The organism is Pseudomonas fulva NBRC 16637 = DSM 17717 (genome assembly GCF_000730565.1).
In the GTDB taxonomy this organism is placed as follows: domain Bacteria; phylum Pseudomonadota; class Gammaproteobacteria; order Pseudomonadales; family Pseudomonadaceae; genus Aquipseudomonas; species Aquipseudomonas fulva.
In genome coordinates, this window is record NZ_BBIQ01000001.1 from 481,763 (window position 1) to 499,189 (window position 17,427).

General features: G+C 62.5%; 17 protein-coding genes. 10 read left to right on the forward strand and 7 right to left on the reverse strand.

Going from position 1 to position 17,427, the window contains the following annotated elements; all coding sequences use genetic code 11:
* The 8 genes from bioF to PFU01S_RS02220 all read left to right on the forward strand — a co-directional run bounded on the left by bioF (position 1) and on the right by PFU01S_RS02220 (position 9,273).
* Positions 1–1,173, forward strand: a complete 1,173-nt coding sequence (bioF, locus tag PFU01S_RS02185) for an 8-amino-7-oxononanoate synthase (protein ID WP_027913598.1) — start codon at positions 1–3, stop codon at positions 1,171–1,173.
* A complete protein-coding gene (locus tag PFU01S_RS02190) occupies positions 1,166–1,897 on the forward strand; it encodes an alpha/beta fold hydrolase (protein WP_028686638.1) in 732 nt (243 codons plus the stop codon). The genes bioF and PFU01S_RS02190 overlap by 8 nt, the downstream gene beginning before the upstream one ends.
* Positions 1,890–2,708 (forward strand): malonyl-ACP O-methyltransferase BioC, encoded by an 819-nt coding sequence (gene bioC, locus PFU01S_RS02195; RefSeq protein ID WP_028686637.1) that lies wholly within the window; start codon positions 1,890–1,892, stop codon positions 2,706–2,708. Before PFU01S_RS02190 ends, bioC begins: the two co-directional genes overlap by 8 nt.
* Before the next feature lie 9 nt (positions 2,709–2,717).
* A complete protein-coding gene (gene bioD / locus PFU01S_RS02200) occupies positions 2,718–3,398 on the forward strand; it encodes a dethiobiotin synthase (RefSeq protein WP_028686636.1) in 681 nt (226 codons plus the stop codon).
* Between the two features lie 172 nt (positions 3,399–3,570).
* Positions 3,571–3,867, forward strand: coding sequence for a hypothetical protein (locus PFU01S_RS02205; protein WP_027913602.1), 297 nt, complete (start codon positions 3,571–3,573; stop codon positions 3,865–3,867).
* A gap of 263 nt (positions 3,868–4,130) precedes the next feature.
* Complete coding sequence (locus PFU01S_RS02210) at positions 4,131–5,936, forward strand: phenylacyl-CoA dehydrogenase (protein WP_028686635.1); 1,806 nt, start codon at positions 4,131–4,133, stop codon at positions 5,934–5,936.
* A 152-nt stretch (positions 5,937–6,088) separates the two neighbouring features.
* A complete protein-coding gene (locus PFU01S_RS02215) occupies positions 6,089–7,372 on the forward strand; it encodes a GGDEF domain-containing protein (protein ID WP_028686634.1) in 1,284 nt (427 codons plus the stop codon).
* 122 nt (positions 7,373–7,494) lie between these two features.
* Positions 7,495–9,273 carry an acyl-CoA dehydrogenase C-terminal domain-containing protein gene (locus tag PFU01S_RS02220; protein ID WP_028686633.1) on the forward strand — a complete coding sequence of 593 codons (1,779 nt, stop codon included), beginning with the start codon at positions 7,495–7,497 and terminating at the stop codon, positions 9,271–9,273.
* A 310-nt stretch (positions 9,274–9,583) separates the two neighbouring features.
* Here the strand turns inward: PFU01S_RS02220 and PFU01S_RS02225 are convergent, their stop codons facing one another.
* Positions 9,584–10,507, reverse strand: coding sequence for a LysR family transcriptional regulator (locus PFU01S_RS02225; protein ID WP_028686632.1), 924 nt, complete (start codon positions 10,505–10,507; stop codon positions 9,584–9,586).
* Positions 10,508–10,709: 202 nt separating this feature from the next.
* Here PFU01S_RS02225 and PFU01S_RS02230 point away from each other — a divergent pair, with 202 nt between their 5' ends.
* The gene (locus PFU01S_RS02230) at positions 10,710–11,954 is read left to right on the forward strand and encodes an aminotransferase class III-fold pyridoxal phosphate-dependent enzyme (RefSeq protein WP_028686631.1); all 1,245 of its coding nucleotides are present in this window, start codon (positions 10,710–10,712) and stop codon (positions 11,952–11,954) included.
* A 143-nt stretch (positions 11,955–12,097) separates the two neighbouring features.
* Positions 12,098–12,256: a YqaE/Pmp3 family membrane protein gene (locus PFU01S_RS21565; RefSeq protein WP_012316587.1), complete on the forward strand. Its 159-nt coding sequence runs from the start codon at positions 12,098–12,100 to the stop codon at positions 12,254–12,256.
* 37 nt (positions 12,257–12,293) lie between these two features.
* Here the strand turns inward: PFU01S_RS21565 and PFU01S_RS02240 are convergent, their stop codons facing one another.
* The 6 genes from PFU01S_RS02240 to pqqA all read right to left on the reverse strand — a co-directional run bounded on the left by PFU01S_RS02240 (position 12,294) and on the right by pqqA (position 17,354).
* Positions 12,294–14,120: a S9 family peptidase gene (locus PFU01S_RS02240; RefSeq protein ID WP_028686630.1), complete on the reverse strand. Its 1,827-nt coding sequence runs from the start codon at positions 14,118–14,120 to the stop codon at positions 12,294–12,296.
* Positions 14,086–15,246, reverse strand: a complete 1,161-nt coding sequence (gene pqqE, locus PFU01S_RS02245; protein WP_027913609.1) for a pyrroloquinoline quinone biosynthesis protein PqqE — start codon at positions 15,244–15,246, stop codon at positions 14,086–14,088. The genes PFU01S_RS02240 and pqqE overlap by 35 nt, the downstream gene beginning before the upstream one ends.
* Positions 15,218–15,493: a pyrroloquinoline quinone biosynthesis peptide chaperone PqqD gene (gene pqqD / locus PFU01S_RS02250; protein ID WP_023532357.1), complete on the reverse strand. Its 276-nt coding sequence runs from the start codon at positions 15,491–15,493 to the stop codon at positions 15,218–15,220. Before pqqD ends, pqqE begins: the two co-directional genes overlap by 29 nt.
* Entirely contained in the window at positions 15,490–16,245 is a 756-nt protein-coding gene (gene pqqC / locus PFU01S_RS02255; RefSeq protein WP_023532576.1) for a pyrroloquinoline-quinone synthase PqqC, read from the reverse strand. The genes pqqD and pqqC overlap by 4 nt, the downstream gene beginning before the upstream one ends.
* Before the next feature lie 41 nt (positions 16,246–16,286).
* A complete protein-coding gene (gene pqqB / locus PFU01S_RS02260; protein WP_027913610.1) occupies positions 16,287–17,198 on the reverse strand; it encodes a pyrroloquinoline quinone biosynthesis protein PqqB in 912 nt (303 codons plus the stop codon).
* A gap of 84 nt (positions 17,199–17,282) precedes the next feature.
* A complete protein-coding gene (gene pqqA, locus PFU01S_RS21570; protein ID WP_003243383.1) occupies positions 17,283–17,354 on the reverse strand; it encodes a pyrroloquinoline quinone precursor peptide PqqA in 72 nt (23 codons plus the stop codon).
* Positions 17,355–17,427: the final 73 nt, after the last annotated feature.

Below are 17,427 nucleotides of genomic sequence, written 5' to 3' on the forward strand. Positions count from 1 at the left end.
ATGGCCTTCGACTTGGCCGCGCGGCTGGCCGACCGGCGCGCGGCGGACCTCTACCGACAGCGCCCCTTGCTGGAAAGCCCACAAGGGCCGCTGGTAGTGGTCGATGGCCAGCCGCTGCTGGCTTTCTGCAGCAACGATTACCTGGGCCTGGCAAGTCATCCTGAAGTGCTCGCGGCCTGGCAGGCAGGTGCTGATCGCTGGGGTGTGGGTGGGGGGGCTTCGCATCTGGTCATAGGCCATACCACGGCACACCATCAACTTGAGCAAGCATTGGCCGAACTCACCGGGCGGCCGCGAGCGCTGCTGTTCTCCACCGGCTACATGGCCAACCTGGGGGTAATCACCGCCTTGGTGGGCAAGGGCGATACGGTGTTGCAGGATCGCCTGAACCACGCCTCGCTGCTCGACGGTGGCCTGCTCAGCGGCGCGCGTTTCAGTCGTTACCTGCACAATGATGTCGGCAGCCTGAGCGACCGCCTGGCCAAGGCCACGGGCAATACATTGGTCGTGACCGATGGCGTGTTCAGCATGGACGGTGATGTGGCCGATTTGCCGGCGCTGGCCCAGGCGACGCGTGCGCGCGATGCCTGGCTGATGGTGGACGATGCCCATGGCCTGGGCACCCTGGGTGTGGGCGGCGGAGGGGTCGTCGAGCACTATGGCCTGGGCGTGGACGATGTCCCGGTACTGGTCGGTACGCTGGGCAAGGCCTGCGGTACGGCGGGTGCGTTCGTGGCTGGCAGTGAAGCGCTGATCGAGGCACTGATCCAGTTCGCCCGGCCTTACATCTACACCACCAGCCAACCGCCCGCCTTGGCCTGCGCCACCCTCAAGAGCCTTGAGCTGGTGCGGACACAGCCTTGGCGACGTGAGCACTTGGCGGCACTGATCCAGCAATTTCGCGAAGGCGCAGAACAACTGGGCTTGCGCCTGATGGAGAGCCAGACGCCGATCCAGCCGATTGTCATCGGTGACAGCGCGCAAGCGCTTCGCCTGTCGCAGCTACTGCGCGAGCGCGGTCTGTTGGTGACCGCTATCCGGCCACCTACGGTGGCGGTCGGTAGTGCGCGATTGCGCGTTACCTTGAGCGCTGCCCACACAGCAGCTCAGGTGCAGCTATTGTTGAATGCATTGGCAGAGTGTTATCCACAGCTGGAGCGCGCCGATGCGTAACCGACTCGTACTGCTACCAGGCTGGGGCCTGGGCACCGCTTCTCTTGAGCCGCTTGCAGCCAGCCTGCGCGCCCAGGACCCTGGGCTTCAGGTGACGCTGATGCCCATGCCGGAGCTGGATCACTGTGACGTCCAGGGTTGGGTCGAGCACCTGGATCGCAAGGTACCCAACGATGTGTGGCTGGGGGGGTGGTCGCTGGGCGGTATGCTGGCCAGTGCCCTGGCCGACAAGCGCGGCGACCACTGTTGCGGCTTGCTCACCCTGGCCAGTAACCCTAGTTTCGTGGCCCATGCCGATTGGCCTCACGGGATGGCCGAAGACACCTTCGGGACGTTCCTGGATGGTTGCCGCAGCCATCCGTCGGTCACGCTCAAGCGCTTTCGCACGTTGTGCAGCGAAGGGGCCATGCAAGCGCGCACCTTACTTCGCCAGCTGGGCGTAGGCGTTCCAGACACCGATCCGCTGTACCTGGCTACGGCGCTACAGGTACTGGCCCAGCTCGATACCCGAGCAGCGCTGGAGGCATTCGCCGGCCCGCAGCTTCATCTTTTTGCCGGCGCAGATGCCTTGGTGCCAGCCGAAGCTGCGCAGGCGCTGAGCGAGCTGTTGCCCGACGTGGAAGTGGGCCTTGTCGAAGACAGTTCCCATGCGTTTGTGCTCGAGTACCCACAAGAACTGGCCAGCGGTATCAAAAGTTTCCTGCATGAGAGTGGCGATGACTGATCTTTCCCAGCCAGGCTTGCCTGGCGCCTTGCCCGACAAACGCCAGGTGGCCACGTCGTTTTCGCGTGCGGCAGCCAGCTATGACAGCGTGGCAGCCCTGCAGCGTTCGGTCGGTATGAACCTGCTGACGATGCTGCCATCTGACCTCGAACCGACTCGCTGGCTTGATCTGGGCAGTGGCACGGGCCATTTCAGCCGGGTGCTTGCCGAGCGTTACGGGCCTGCAAGCGGTGTTGCCGTGGACATCGCCGAAGGCATGCTGCGTCATGCTCGCGATCGAGCCGATGGCGCCCAAAGCTACATCGTCGGCGATGCCGAGCGCTTGCCGCTGGGGGAGGGGTGCGTCGATCTCGTCTTTTCCAGCCTGGCCGTCCAGTGGTGCAGCCATTTTGCCCAAGTGCTGGAAGAAGCTTCGCGTATTCTGCGACCAGGCGGCGTCCTGGCTTTCAGCAGCCTGTGCGTGGGTACGCTCGATGAATTGCGCGGCAGTTGGCAGGCCGTGGATGGCCAGGTACATGTCAACCGCTTCAGGCGCTTCGACGAATACCAGCGTTCATGTGCAGCCAGTGCCCTCGAAACGCAGGTACTGCAACAGTTGCCGCATGTATTGCATTATGCACACGTGCGCACATTGACCCATGAACTCAAGGCGCTGGGGGCGCACAACCTCAACCCGGGTCGTCCTGCCGGGCTCACCGGGCGCGCCCGCATACAGGGTATGCTCCAGGCGTACGAGGCCTACCGCCAGCCCCAAGGGCTGCCTGCCACTTATCAAGTGGTCTACGGCGTGCTGCGCAAGTCTGTGGCATAGGAGTACTTCATGAGTCAGGCGTATTTCATTGCCGGAACTGACACCGATGTCGGCAAGACCACCATTGCAGCCGGTCTTCTACACGCAGCGAAGTTGCAGGGGTTGAGCACCCTGGGGGCCAAGCCGGTGGCATCCGGCTGCAGCATGACGGCCAAGGGCTTGCGCAACAGCGACGCCCTGGCGCTGATCGACGAGAGCACCATCAAGCTCGCCTACGAGCAGGTCAACCCATTCGCCTTCGAGCCAGCCATCGCCCCCCATGTCGCCGCGCGGGAAGCCGGTGTGACGCTGGCGGTGTCGCAGCTGCTGGCGGATATGCGCACGGTGTTGCAGCACCAGGCCGATTTCACCTTGATCGAAGGCGCAGGCGGCTGGCGGGTGCCGCTTTCGGGCCTGGCGAACCTGTCGGACCTGGCCGTTGCATTGCAGCTGCCGGTCATCCTGGTGGTCGGGGTAAGGCTGGGCTGCATCAGCCACGCGCTGCTCAGTGCCGAAGCCATCGAACGTGACGGACTGCAGCTCGCCGGGTGGGTGGCGAACATCATCGAGCCAAAAACGTCGCGGCTCGAAGAGAATCTGGCCAGCCTGGCCGAACGGCTGCCGGCGCCTTGTCTGGGCCGAGTGCCCAAGCTCAAGCAAGCCACGGCGGACAAGGTGGCCGAGCATTTGCAACTGGACTTGCTGGATTAACCAGCGCGTGTCTGCGGTAGCGGCGGGGTCAAGCGTGTGCAAGGTTAACTGACGCTGGTATGGTCAAGGCCTATCAAGTGGCACTGAGCCATTAGCGATTTAAACGGGCTTTTTGGTAGCTGGCCTGCTTTAATGAGGCCTCACCGTCATCCAGTGTCGATGGAGTCCTGACATGGAAATCACCGGTAGCTCCGCCTTCTACGCAGGCCTTGGTGCCATTCACAATGGTCAGAATCGCGTTGACCAGGCCGCCAGCCAGGTCGCCAACACCACCGCCGAACGTTCCGCCACCAGTCAGTCGAGTGATTTTCAGGCCGAGCGGCTGCGTGCCGTCGACAGAAGTCAGCAAATGGACCTGGCCACCAGCACCGTGCAAATGGCGCTGGGCAGAACCGAAGTCGAGCTTGGCGCCAAAGTCGTCAAGGCATCCGACGAAATGCTGGGTCGTATCATCGACACCTACGCCTAACGGTCGATAGCGCGTTCCCGCCTGCCACACACCGCCCAGAGGCTTGCACTGCCTCGTTTTCTTTTCTTCGCCAGAAGCGTCCCCGTCCTCACGGGCGAAGTGGCGTGGGCGTTGATGGCGGATTCGCCATTTTTCGTGGCGTAAATGGCACCTCTGGCCCTTCTTGACATCCGCCAGCGGTAAACGTAAGTTTCAAACAACTGTTTGATAGACCCTGCCGCGTGCGCCGGTCCCCCACAGAACTCACCTAGAGGTTCATCGCGATGCCTGACTACAAAGCCCCCCTGCGTGATATTCGCTTCGTGCGTGATGAGCTACTCGGCTACGAGGCGCACTATCAGAGCCTGCCAGGTTGCCAGGACGCCACGCCCGACATGGTGGACGCGATTCTCGAGGAAGGTGCGAAGTTCTGTGAGCAGGTACTGTCGCCGCTCAACCGCGTAGGCGATCAGGAAGGCTGCACCTGGAGCGAGGCGGGCGTGAAGACGCCGACCGGTTTCAAGGAAGCCTACCAGCAGTTCGTCGAAGGCGGCTGGCCGAGCCTGGCGCACGATGTGGAGCACGGTGGTCAGGGGTTGCCCGAGTCGCTGGGCCTGGCCCTGAGCGAAATGGTGGGCGGTGCCAACTGGTCGTGGGGCATGTACCCAGGCTTGTCCCACGGCGCAATGAACACCATCTCGGCCCACGGCACTGCCGAACAGCAGCACACCTACCTGACCAAGCTGGTTTCGGGTGAATGGACCGGCACCATGTGCCTGACCGAACCGCACTGCGGCACCGACCTGGGCATGCTGCGCACCAAGGCCGAACCCCAGGCCGATGGCAGCTACAAGGTCAGCGGTACCAAGATCTTCATTTCGGCCGGTGAGCACGACATGGCCGAGAACATCGTGCACATCGTGCTGGCACGCCTGCCCGATGCACCGGCTGGCACCAAGGGCATTTCCCTGTTCATCGTGCCGAAGTTCCTGCCCAACGCCGGAGGCGCAGCGGGTGAGCGCAATGGTGTGAGCTGCGGCTCCATCGAGCACAAGATGGGTATCCATGGCAATGCCACCTGCGTGATGAACTTCGACGCAGCCACCGGTTACCTGATCGGCCCGGCCAACAAAGGCCTGAACTGCATGTTCACCTTCATGAACACGGCACGCCTGGGGACTGCGCTGCAAGGCCTGGCCCATGCCGAAGTGGCCTTCCAGGGTGGCTTGAAGTATGCCCGCGAGCGCCTGCAGATGCGCTCGCTGACCGGGCCCAAGGCGCCTGAGAAGGCCGCCGACCCGATCATCGTCCACCCGGATGTACGTCGCATGCTCCTGACCATGAAGGCCTTCGCCGAGGGCACCCGTGCGATGGTCTACTTCACGGCCAAGCAGGTGGACATCGTCAAGTACAGTCAGGATGAGGAAGAGCGCAAGAAGGCCGATGCCCTGCTGGCGTTCCTGACCCCAATCGCCAAGGCCTTCATGACCGAGGTCGGCTTCGAGGCGGCCAACCATGGGGTTCAGGTCTACGGTGGGCATGGCTTCATCGCCGAGTGGGGCATGGAGCAGAACGTTCGTGACAGCCGTATTTCCATGCTGTACGAGGGCACCACGGGCATCCAGGCCCTGGACCTGCTGGGCCGCAAGGTGCTGATGACCCAAGGCGAGGCCCTCAAGGGCTTCACCAAGATCGTGCACAAGTTCTGCCAGTCGCAGGAAGGCAAGGAGGCGGTCAACGAGTTCGTTCAGCCCCTGGCTGCGTTGAACAAGGAATGGGGCGAGCTGACCATGAAGGTGGGCATGGCTGCCATGAAGGACCGTGAGGAAGTGGGTGCGGCATCGGTGGACTACCTCATGTACTCCGGCTACGCCTGCCTGGCTTACTTCTGGGCCGACATTGCCCGCTTGGCTGCCGAAAAGCTGGCAGCAGGTACCAGTGAAGCGGCGTTCTACACCGCCAAGCTGCAAACGGCACGCTTCTACTTCCAGCGCATCCTGCCGCGTACCCGCACGCATGTGGCTGCCATGCTGTCCGGTGCTGACAACCTGATGGCCATGGACGAAGAACACTTCGGCCTGGCTTACTGAGTCACCTCAGGTCGTATGCGAACCGTCTGCTTCGGCAGACGGTTTTTTTATGTCTGGCGCAAGCCAACAATAAAGGTACTCAAGTGTCCAGGTGAACGGCCGATCAACTAAGGGCACAATGCCACTATTGGTCTGCCAGGTTGGAATTGCCCTTGCTTCGCCTTAACGCTGTCCGCCCAAGCCATTTCGTACCCTCTCTCGTCTTGCTGGGGGCAGGCTTGGCTGCGGCTTACGTCAAGGACCTCAGCGTTTTCTTCACATCGCTTTTCAATGTGCTGCCAACCCTCGTGCTGTTGATGGGCGGCGCCTATTGCGCGGTGTACAGGCGCCAGCGGGAGCTGTTTCTGATGCTCACGGTCTACATCGCCTATTTCCTGCTCGATACCCAGACTGACTTCTATCGAGACAACGGCCGCGTTCGTGAAGATGCTGCCGTGATCTTCCACCTCGTGTGCCTGCTGTTACCGGCGTTGTATGGCCTTTATGGCATCTGGCAGGAGCGCACGCACCTGCTCCAGGACCTGGTCGCCAGGTGTGCGGTGCTGTTGGCCACGGCCGCAGTGGCGGCCGGCTTCGAGCAAAGCTTTCCCGAGGCACTGCTGGCCAGCCTGGCGGAAATCCGCTGGCCGATCTTGCACGGTCAGTGGATGAGCCTGATTCAGCTGGCCTACCCGGTGTTCATGGGCATGCTGGCGTTACTCGTCGTACAGTACCTGCGTGCGCCCAGGCCCCTGCATGGCGCCTTGATCGTGGGCCTGGTCGGTATTTTCTGGATGCTGCCCAAGACGTTCGTGTTGCCTTTCACGCTGAACATCATGTGCAGCCAGGTCATGCTGATGATTGCCACGGCAGTCGCTCACGAAGCGTACCAGATGGCGTTCCGTGACGAGCTCACCGGGTTGCCGGGCCGTCGCGCGCTCAATGAGCGCCTGCAGCGACTAGGGCGCTCCTATGTGATCGCCATGGCCGACGTGGACCATTTCAAGCGCTTCAACGACACCCATGGCCATGATGTGGGCGACCAGGTATTGCGGCTGGTGGCCAGCCGGCTTGGCAAGGTCAAGGGGGGAGGCCGCGCCTACCGCTATGGCGGCGAAGAATTCGCCGTGGTGTTCGCGGGCAAGACGGCTGACCAGTGCGTGCCGCATCTGGAAGCGGTTCGAGAAGCGATTGCCGGCTATGCCATGCACTTGCGTGACCAGAGTGCTCGTCCGCTGGATGACAACACCGGCCGCCAGCGCCGCACAGGCAGCAGTGGCGACACGGTTACCGTGACCATCAGCGTAGGTGTGGCCGAACGGCAGGGCGATAACCGCAGCGTTGAAGAGGTGCTCAAGGCTGCCGATCAGGCGCTGTACGCTGCCAAGGCCGCGGGGCGTAATTGCTTGATGGTGCACGGCCTGAGAAATCGTCGGGGAGCAGTGCGGGAAGCGTGACCATAACTGACTACTTAGTCTCTTGATGACCCTATGTGTCGTAAAAGTTGTTCGGTTACACTGGTTCCACTACCCGTGCTGCGATGCTCATCGCCGCCCGTCCTGACCAGCGAGAGGTTGTCATGGCTGAATATAAAGCGCCCCTGCGCGACATGCGCTTCGTACTGAATGAAGTCTTCAACGTGGGCCAGCAGTGGGCGCAGCTGCCGGGCTTGGCTGAGTTGGTCGATGCCGAAACGGCCATGGCGGTGCTTGAGGAGGCAGGCAAGGTCACTGCACGCAGCATCGCACCGCTCAGCCGCGCTGCCGACGAGGAAGGCTGCCGCTGGGACAACGGCGCGGTGCATACGCCTGCCGGGTTCATCGAAGCCTACGACACCTATGCTCAAGGCGGCTGGGTAGGCGTGGGTGGCGACCCTGCCTTCGGCGGCATGGGCATGCCCAAGGCGGTATCGGCCCAGGTCGAGGAGATGGTCAACGCAGCCAGCCTGTCGTTTGGCTTGTACCCCATGCTCACCGCAGGTGCCTGCCTGTCGATCAACGCCCACGCCGACGAGGCGCTCAAGCACACGTACCTGCCGAACATGTATTCAGGTGTGTGGGCAGGCTCCATGTGCCTGACCGAACCTCATGCAGGTACTGACCTTGGCATGATCCGCACCAAGGCCGAGCCCCAGGCTGACGGCAGCTACCGTGTGACCGGCACCAAGATCTTCATCACCGGTGGCGAGCACGACCTGACCGAGAACATCATTCACCTGGTCCTGGCCAAGCTGCCAGACGCACCGGCAGGCCCCAAAGGGATCTCCCTGTTCCTGGTCCCCAAGTTCCTGGTCAACGAAGACGGCAGCCTGGGTGCTCGCAATCCGGCGACCTGTGGGTCCATCGAGCACAAGATGGGTATCCAGGCCTCGGCCACCTGCGTAATGAATTTCGACGAGGCGGTCGGTTACATTGTGGGGGAGCCCAACAAGGGGCTGGCCGCGATGTTCACCATGATGAACTACGAGCGGCTCGGGGTTGGCATCCAAGGGCTCGCTTCGGCCGAGCGCTCTTATCAGAACGCTGTCGAATACGCCCGGGATCGCCTGCAAAGCCGTGCACCGACCGGGCCCCAAGCCAAGGAAAAGCCTGCTGACCCGATCATCGTGCACCCGGATGTGCGGCGCATGTTGCTGACCATGAAGGCGCTGACCGAGGGCGGACGGGCGTTTTCCAGCTACGTGGCCTTGCAACTGGACAGCGCCAAATACGCGCAAGACAGTGCCGTGCGCAAGCGCAGCGAGGAGCTGGTCGCGCTGTTGACCCCGGTGGCCAAGGCGTTTCTGACCGACCTGGGCCTTGAGTGCACCTTGCACGGTCAACAAGTGTTCGGTGGGCACGGGTATATCCGCGAATGGGGTCAGGAGCAGCTGGTGCGCGATGTGCGTATTACCCAGATCTACGAAGGCACCAACGGTATCCAGGCGCTGGACTTGATGGGCCGCAAGGTGGTGGCCAGTGGTGGCGCGTACTACCAGCTGTTCTCGAACGAAGTGCGTGAGTTCATTGCCGGTGCCGGTGATGGCATGGCTGCGTTTACCAGCCCCTTGGAAGCGGCGCTCGACCAGCTCGATGGCGTGACCGACTGGGTGCTGCAACAAGCCAAGGGCAATCCGAACGAAATCGGGGCGGCGTCGGTTGAATACCTGCATGCCTTTGGCTATGTCGCCTATGGCTACATGTGGGCATTGATGGCCCAGGCTGCACTGGCAGGCGAGGGTGATGAAGCGTTCTACCAAGGCAAGCTTGGCACGGCACGCTTCTATTTCGCTCGCTTGCTGCCCCGCGTCGATTCGCTTATCGCCTCGGTCAAGGCGGGTAGCGAATCGCTGTACCTGCTGGGTGCGGAACAGTTCTAGGACTGGCGCAGGCGATGAAGACGACTGTAGCGCAAGGGCTCGGCGCCAGGGTGGTCGCCATGACAAAGGGTGGTGATAGGAATGATTACCCTTTGTAAGCCTTTTCCTACAACACGTGGTGACTTTTCACCACTGTTCTCAGATTGGATCCAGGGTTATCTTTCTTCCATGGACGTTGCGCAGGAAGCGCATAGGACAGATCAAGGAAGACGACGAAGGATTTCCTGCCAGGATGGTGGGGCGATACGGATGTCACAGGGAAACAGTCTGAAGAACCCCGCCTCGGCGGGGTTTTTCTTGTGCGTCACGTTCAGCTCAGTGCATCCAGTGGCGAAGCCACCGGTCCGCGCAGGTTGGTTTCTTCTTCGAGCAGGCCACGCAGAAGCTCGATAGAGGCCTGTTGACGCTGAGCGTCACGAAACACCAGCCCTACTTTCAAGGGCACCCTGGGTTCACTCAATGGTTTCCACAGCAGCCCTTGCTGCGCCTGTTCGGCTTCCTTGGCACGGCCCGGCAGGATGGTCGCCAATGAGGTGTGTGACAGGCTGTCGAGAATGCCTGCCATGTTATTCATTTCTGCCTGAACCTGCGGGCGACGACCTTGGCTGGCCAGCTGGGCCTGCCAGATCTGGCGCATCTGGAACTCCTCGCCCAGCATCAGCATGGGCAATTCCGCCGCCTGGTGGATCGACACCTTCTTGAAGTCCTTGAGCGGGTGGGTCGCTGGGATGACCAACTGCAATTCGTCCTCGTACAACAACACGCCATGCAGCCCAGGTTGGCGCGCGGGCAAATAGCTGATGCCGATATCCAGCGTGCCACTGATCAGGCGCTTCTCGATTTCCAGACCCGACAACTCATAGATCTGCACCACCAGGTGCGGCTGGGCCTTGCGCAGTCGTTCCAGAAGCTGCGGTACCAGGCTTGGCCGAACCGTTTGCAAAACGCCGATCGCCAAGGTGCGCAGTGCCTGGCCTTTGAAGTTTCGCATCGCCTCGTGGGCCCTTTGCAGGCCGTCGAGCAGGGGCAGGGCATGATTGTACAAGGTGTGCGCCGCCAGTGTAGGCAGCAGGCGCTTGTTACTGCGCTCGAAGAGGCTCAGGTCCAGGCCATGCTCGAGTTGGCGAATCTGCTGGGACAGGGCCGGTTGAGATAATGACAGACGCTCGGCGGCGCGCCCGACATGGCCTTCTTCATAGACCGCGACGAAATAACGCAGTTGACGAAAATCCATAAGTTCTACTTATTGAAAATACTGCTAAATCGAAATGTCGGAATCGGCATCCGGCGCCTAGTCTATCGCTGTATAACAACGGGTTACAGGCTTTGTGCGGACCCCACCGTTACCGCAGCCTGACTTCGTATCCATAGGTACGGCATTCAGTTGAATCAAAGCCGTTCCAGCCCTGCCCATCATCCTAGCGTGCAGAACTTCGATGAATCTGTTCAACCTTCGCCGTCCAGCGCGTGCTGTCGGGATTGAAACATTGCATGAGCCAGCACGTGCTCGGCCTCGTCTCGATACAGCGGCGATGGGCTCACCTGTTTTCGTCAGAGGGCAAGGCGCCTGGCTTTGGGACGACCAAGGCCGCGCGTGCCTGGACTTCAATCAAGGCGACGGGGTCAACACGCTGGGGCACAGCCCAGAGCCCGTGGTGAAGGCGGTGGCGAGCCAGGCTCAAGCCTTGATCAACCCGGGCGTGGGGCGCTCGCATGAGGGCGTTCTGGCGTTGCGCGACCAGCTCTGCCAAGCAACCGGGAGTGACCGTGCCCTGCTTTTCGACAGCACGGCTCAGGCACATGAAGGTGCTGTGCGCCTGGCTCGCCAGTGGGGTGAGCGCCATCGCCACGTTGCTGGCCATATCATCGTTGCCCGCCAGGGCGGCGAAGCCGCGTATGGTGCGCCTGTGGCCAGCCGTGCAAGCCATTGCACACCCGAACACGCCCCTCTCAGCCATGTGCCGTTCAATGACCTGGCCGCACTGCACGCGGCCGTGGAGTCGCGCACGGTAGCCGTCGTGCTGGAACCGTTGCAAAGCCAGGGTGCAATCGTTGCTGCAACCGAGGAATACCTCAAGGGCGCTGAGGCCCTTTGCCGCGAGCTGGGCATTCTGCTGATCCTTGATGAAGCGCACACTGGCATGGGCCGCTGCGGTGCGTTGCTGGCCGAAACCCTGTACGGCGTGCATGCCGACATGGTGGTGCTAGGTGGCGGCCTGGGTGGAGGCGTTCCACTGGCCGCCTTGCTGGTACGCAGCAGCGCTGGCTGCACGCCGATGGCAGGCCTGCCGGATGCCTGGTACAGCAATGCGTTGACGGCCGCAGCAGGCCTGGCAGTCCTGAAAACGGTGCTGAGTGCGGGCTTCATCGAGCACGTGCAGGACACTGGCCGCCATCTACGCGAGGGACTTAGCCGCTTGGCGGGCCGCTTTGGCCAGGGCCAGGTCTGCGGGAGCGGGCTGCTGTGGACATTGCAGCTCAACGAGCCCCTGGCACGGGCGCTTGAGCGTGCGGCGTTGCAAGAGTGCCTGCTGGTCGGTGCGCCCCAGGCCGATGTACTGCGGCTCTCGCCGTCGCTTACCGTGACCCGCGGCAACGTCGACGAAATGCTGTTGCGCCTATCGCGCGCGTTCGCGCGACTGCACGCGGCCCAGGTCTCGGGGCGCAAGATGCCCGCCTAGTCCACCCACGTACAACCGAACCGTCTGGCGTTTCTGCGCACCGCCCTGGGTCTGTCACATTCGATCCAGGGCGTTTTTTTTGCCTGTGGAACCTCTGCAAGCGGCGGCGAGTCTGTGATGTAACCCCTTACGGAGAGACTCGCATGGACATTATTCGGATCATCATCGCAATCATTCTGCCGCCCTTGGGCGTGTTTCTGCAGGTGGGGTTTGGCGGAGCCTTCTGGCTGAACATCCTGCTGACCTTGCTTGGCTATATCCCAGGCATCGTGCACGCGGTGTACATCATCGCCAAGCGTTGAATTCCCTGCGGCTCACGGGTAGCCGTGAGCCGCAGGTTCAATGCTGCTCAAGCACCTTGCAGTAGAATCGCCATTCCTGTTCGAGCGCATGCTCAAGGTTACGGGCCTTGCGAAACCCGTGCCGCTCCCCCGCGTAGAAATGTGCCTGGGCCTCGATGCCATTGGCGTTGAGCGCTGCGAGCATGGCGCGGGTCTGCTCCGGCACCACGACCGCATCCAGTTCCCCTTGAAAGAACACCACCGGCACCTTGATTCGCTCGGCATGCAGGAGCGGCGTGCGCTGCCGGTAGCGCTCGGCATCCTGTTCCGGATCACCGATCAGCCAGTCCAGGTAGTCACCCTCGAACTTGTGCGTGGCACGCGCCAATGCAACCGGGTCGCTGACGCCATACAGGCTCGCGCCTGCCCGGAATACCTCCCTGAACGCCAGTGCGCAGAGGGCGGTGTAGCCGCCGGCACTGCCGCCACGGATGAACACTTTGGTCTTGTCGATCAGGCCATCGGCAGCCAGGCGCTCGACGGCTGAGCAAGCATCTTCCACATCGCTTTGCCCCCAACGCAGGTGCAACGCATGGCGGTACGCGCGGCCATAGCCGCTACTGCCGCGGTAGTTGAGGTCCGCAACGGCAAAACCTCGTTGGGTCCAGAACTGGATCCTCGGGTCGAGCACCGGATAGCAGGCCGAGGTCGGGCCACCATGAATGAAGACGATCAGCGGCGATGGCGTAGTGCTGCCTGCCGCCGGATAGAAAAAGCCATGGGCCAGCGCACTCCCGGTTCCGCAATGAAATGATTGGGGCATGCTGACCCGATGCGCCGGCAGTACCTCGGCGCCCCCAGCCAGTATGCTCACTTCGTGAGTGTCACGCGCAATCGCAATGACCGCCGCCGGGCTGATGGGCGAGGCGGCGATGGCATACACGCAGGTGGCGTCCATGGCCAGGTGCCGAAAGCGGGTGTAGGCGCTGGCGAACCGCTCAGTGCGACCATCGGGCGTGCGCAGACCCAGTTGTCCGAAACCTGCTTCGAACCAAGTGGCCAGGTAATGCTGTGGCCCGAGTGCCAGCCAGGTACTGGCGCCCAGTTGCCACGGCGCTGCGGCATGGTCGGCAGGCTCGCTTGCCAGCGCTTGCCAGCCGTCGTCACGCTCGCCCCACGGCTGCCAGAAACCATCGCGATCGGACAGGCAGTACAGGCGGTTGGCCTCATCGAATCGGGGCTGCTGCAGCGATTCATCGCCCGCTGCCACCGTTTGCGCTGGCCCCCATTGGCCGCTGGCCTCGCGACGGCAGGTCATGAGCCGCGTTACCGTCCACGGCTGCGCCGGGCGATCCCATTCGATCCAGGCCAGGCGCTGCCCGTCCGGGCTGACCGTGGGCGAAGCGTAGAAATCGGCGCCTTCGACCAGCACCTGACGTGTGCCCTCGGCCAAGGCCACCAGACGGTGCTCCACGGTTTCGCCATGGCGCTCCTCCACGGCCAGGGTCTGCCCGCCATGCCATTGCACATCGCCATAACGGCAGGCGGGGTCATGGGTAAGGGCGCGCGGCGGCGTGTTGTCCAAAGGTTGGGTGTAAACCTGCTGGTCCTTTTCGTTGACGAACACCAGTCCGTCCCCGCCCAGGCAGAAACTGCCCCCGCCATATTCGTAGACACGGCTGCGTACACTGAAGCCGTCGGGGGTCAGGCAGCGTGCCTGGTGATGATGCCAGTGCCAAATGCGGCAAGCGTCGTCGGCAGGCCGAAACTCGACCCAGAACAGGCCGGCGTCACCGACCTTGAGTTCGGCGAAATCGGTGCCGGCGGCGACAGCCTGGGCGGCGGTGAACTCAGCCTCGGGCGATGACACGGGAGTTTCGTTCATTTCGGAAAGTCATCTGTTCTATGGCGAGGTCGGCGCTTTGCGCCTGCTCGCGGGCCTTCAGGATCAAGTCATGGTCGGGCGACTTGGCGCATACCGGGTCGGCATTGCTGGCATCACCGGTGAGCATGAAGGCCTGGCAGCGGCAGCCGCCAAAGTCCTTCTCCTTCTCATCGCAGGAGCGGCAGGGTTCCGGCATCCATTGGTAGCCACGGAAGCGGTTGAAACCGAACGACTCATACCAGATGTGTCGCAGGTCATGGTCGCGCACGTTGGGGAACTGCACCGGCAACTGACGGGCGCCATGGCACGGCAGCGCGGTGCCGTCGGGAGTGATGGTCAGGAACAGATTGCCCCAACCGTTCATGCAGGCCTTGGGCCGCTCCTCGTAGTAGTCCGGCGTGACGAAGATCAGCTTGCACGGGTTGCCTTCGGCTTTGAGCTTGTCGCGGTACTCATTGGTGATCCGCTCGGCCCGCTCCAGCTGATCACGGGTGGGCAGCAGCCCGACCCGGTTCAGGTGCGCCCATCCGTAGAACTGGCACGTGGCCAGTTCTACGAAATCCGCATCCAGGGCGATGCACAGCTCGATGATGCGGTCGATCTTGTCGATGTTGTGCCGATGGGTAACGAAGTTGAGCACCATGGGGTAACCGTGGGCCTTCACGGCGCGGGCCATTTCCAACTTCTGTGCGAACGCCTTTCGGGAGCCGGCCAGCAGGTTGTTCACTTGCTCGTCGCTGGCCTGGAAGCTGATCTGGATATGGTCCAGGCCGGCCTGCTTGAAGGCGGCGATGCGCGCCTCGGTCAAGCCGATACCGGAGGTGATCAGGTTGGTGTAGTACCCCAGCCGGCGGGCCTCGGCGATCAGCTCGGCGAGGTCCTGGCGAACCAGAGGTTCGCCCCCGGAGAACCCAATCTGCGCGGCGCCCATCTCGCGGGCCTGGGCCATAACCTTGAACCACTGCGCAGTGCTCAACTCCTGGCCCTGGGCTGCGAAATCCAGAGGGTTGGAGCAATAGGGGCATTGCAGCGGGCAACGATAGGTCAGCTCGGCCAGCAGCCACAGCGGCAGGCCGACTTCGGGCGTGGGCGGCAGATCAGGCAAGCTCGATCCAGTGTTCGGCACGGGCCACCTCCATGAACTGCTCGATATCGTCGGCCACTTCCGGCACATCGGGGAATTGCTGCTGGAGTGCGTCGATGATGGCTGCCACATCGCGCTGACCGTCGATCAGCCCTCCGATAAGGCTGGCGCTTTCGTTGAGCTTGATCATGCCTTCAGGGTAGAGCAGCACATGGCCTTTCTGGGCAGGCTCGTACTGGAAGCGGTAACCCTGGCGCCACCTGGGCACTTGCTGACGATCGAAATTCATAGGGTGATCCCTTTATGCCATACCCGTTCCTGGGTAACGGAGTGATAAGGCGGCCGGTTCAGCTCGTAGGCCATGCTCATGGCATCGAGCATGCTCCACAGGATGTCCAGCTTGAACTGGAGGATTTCCAGCATACGCTGCTGCCCAGCCCAGGTGGTGTAGTGCTGCAACGTAATGGCCAGGCCATGCTCAACGTCGCGGCGAGCCTGGCCAAGGCGCGTGCGGAAATACGCGTAGCCTGCCGGGTCGATCCAAGGGTAGTGCTGTGGCCAGCTGTCCAGGCGCGATTGGTGGATCTGCGGGGCGAAAAGCTCGGTCAGCGAGCTGCTGGCCGCTTCCTGCCAGCTGGCGCGACGGGCGAAATTGACGTAGGCGTCCACGGCAAAGCGCACCCCCGGCAATACCAGCTCCTGTGAGCGCAACTGCTCGGGGTCAAGACCAACCGCCTGGCCCAGTCGCAGCCAGGCTTCGATGCCGCCATCCTCACCAGGTGCGCCATCGTGGTCGAGCAAGCGCTGTATCCACTCCCGGCGCACCTCGCGATCCGGGCAGTTGGCCAGGATGGCGGCGTCCTTCATCGGGATGTTGACCTGGTAATAGAAGCGGTTGGCTACCCAACCCTGGATCTGTTCGCGGGTAGCACGGCCTTCATACATGGCCACGTGGTAGGGGTGGTGAATGTGGTAGTAGGCGCCCTTGGCGCGCAGGGCCTGCTCGAACTCGGCAGGGGACATCGGCAGTGCATCGCTCATTCGGCTGGCTCCTGGAAGTCTGGGGGTGGCGGGCAGGCCCGTTACAACTCGATGCTCATGCCGTCGAAGGCCACTTCCACACCGCGGCGCAGCACTTCGGCACGCTCGGGGGAGTCTTCGTCGAGGATCGGGTTGGTGTTGTTGATGTGGATGAGCACTTTGCGCTGGCGTGCAAAGCCGTCGAGCACCTCGAGCATGCCGCCGGCGCCGTTCTGGGCCAGGTGGCCCATTTCACGGCCGGTGCGCGTGCCCACACCGCGGCGCTGCATTTCGTCGTCTTCCCACAAGGTGCCATCGACCAGCAGACAGTCGGCGCCTTGCATCATCTCCAGCAGTTGCTCGTCCACCTGGCCAAGGCCGGGCGCATAGAACAGCTTGCCACCGGTGCGGGTGTCCTCGACCAGCAGGCCGAGGTTATCGCCTGGGTGCGGGTCGAAACGGTGTGGCGAATAAGGCGGCGCCGCACTGCGCAGCGGGAAAGGGGTGAACCGCAGGTTGGGGCAGGCCTGGATGACGAAACTGCCCTCAAGCTCGATACGGTTCCATTGCAGGCCGCCGTTCCAGTGGCTGAGCATGGTGAACAGCGGAAAGCCGGTGGTCAGGTCCTGATGGACCATGTCGGTGCACCACACCGGATGCGGGCAACCTTCGCGCAGGCTGAGCAGGCCAGTGGTGTGGTCGATCTGGCTGTCCAGCAGGATGATGGCGTCTATGCCGGTGTCGCGCAGACCCCGGGCAGGCTGCATGGGCGCGAAGGCCTGAAGCTGTGCGCGAATGTCTGGCGAAGCGTTGCACAACACCCAATGCACACCGTCGTCGGACAGGGCGATGGATGACTGGGTGCGGGCAGTGGCCCGCAGGGTACCGTCCCTGAAGCCCTTGCAATTGACGCAGTTGCAGTTCCACTGCGGAAATCCGCCACCGGCGGCCGAGCCGAGAACCTGGATATACATGGGTGCTCTCTATGCTGTGCGGAAAGTCATGCCTGAAAAACGAAAACGCCCCGGCAGGCCGAGGCGTCGTACCCTAAGCCGTGCTTAGCGGTTGGCGAAGTACATGGTGACTTCGAAGCCGATACGCAGGTCAGTGTATGCAGGTTTGGTCCACATGGGATTACTCCTTCCGAATGGGTTTGAGGAACGCTTGACTACTACTTGGGTACCGCCATAGGCAGGAGGTTCC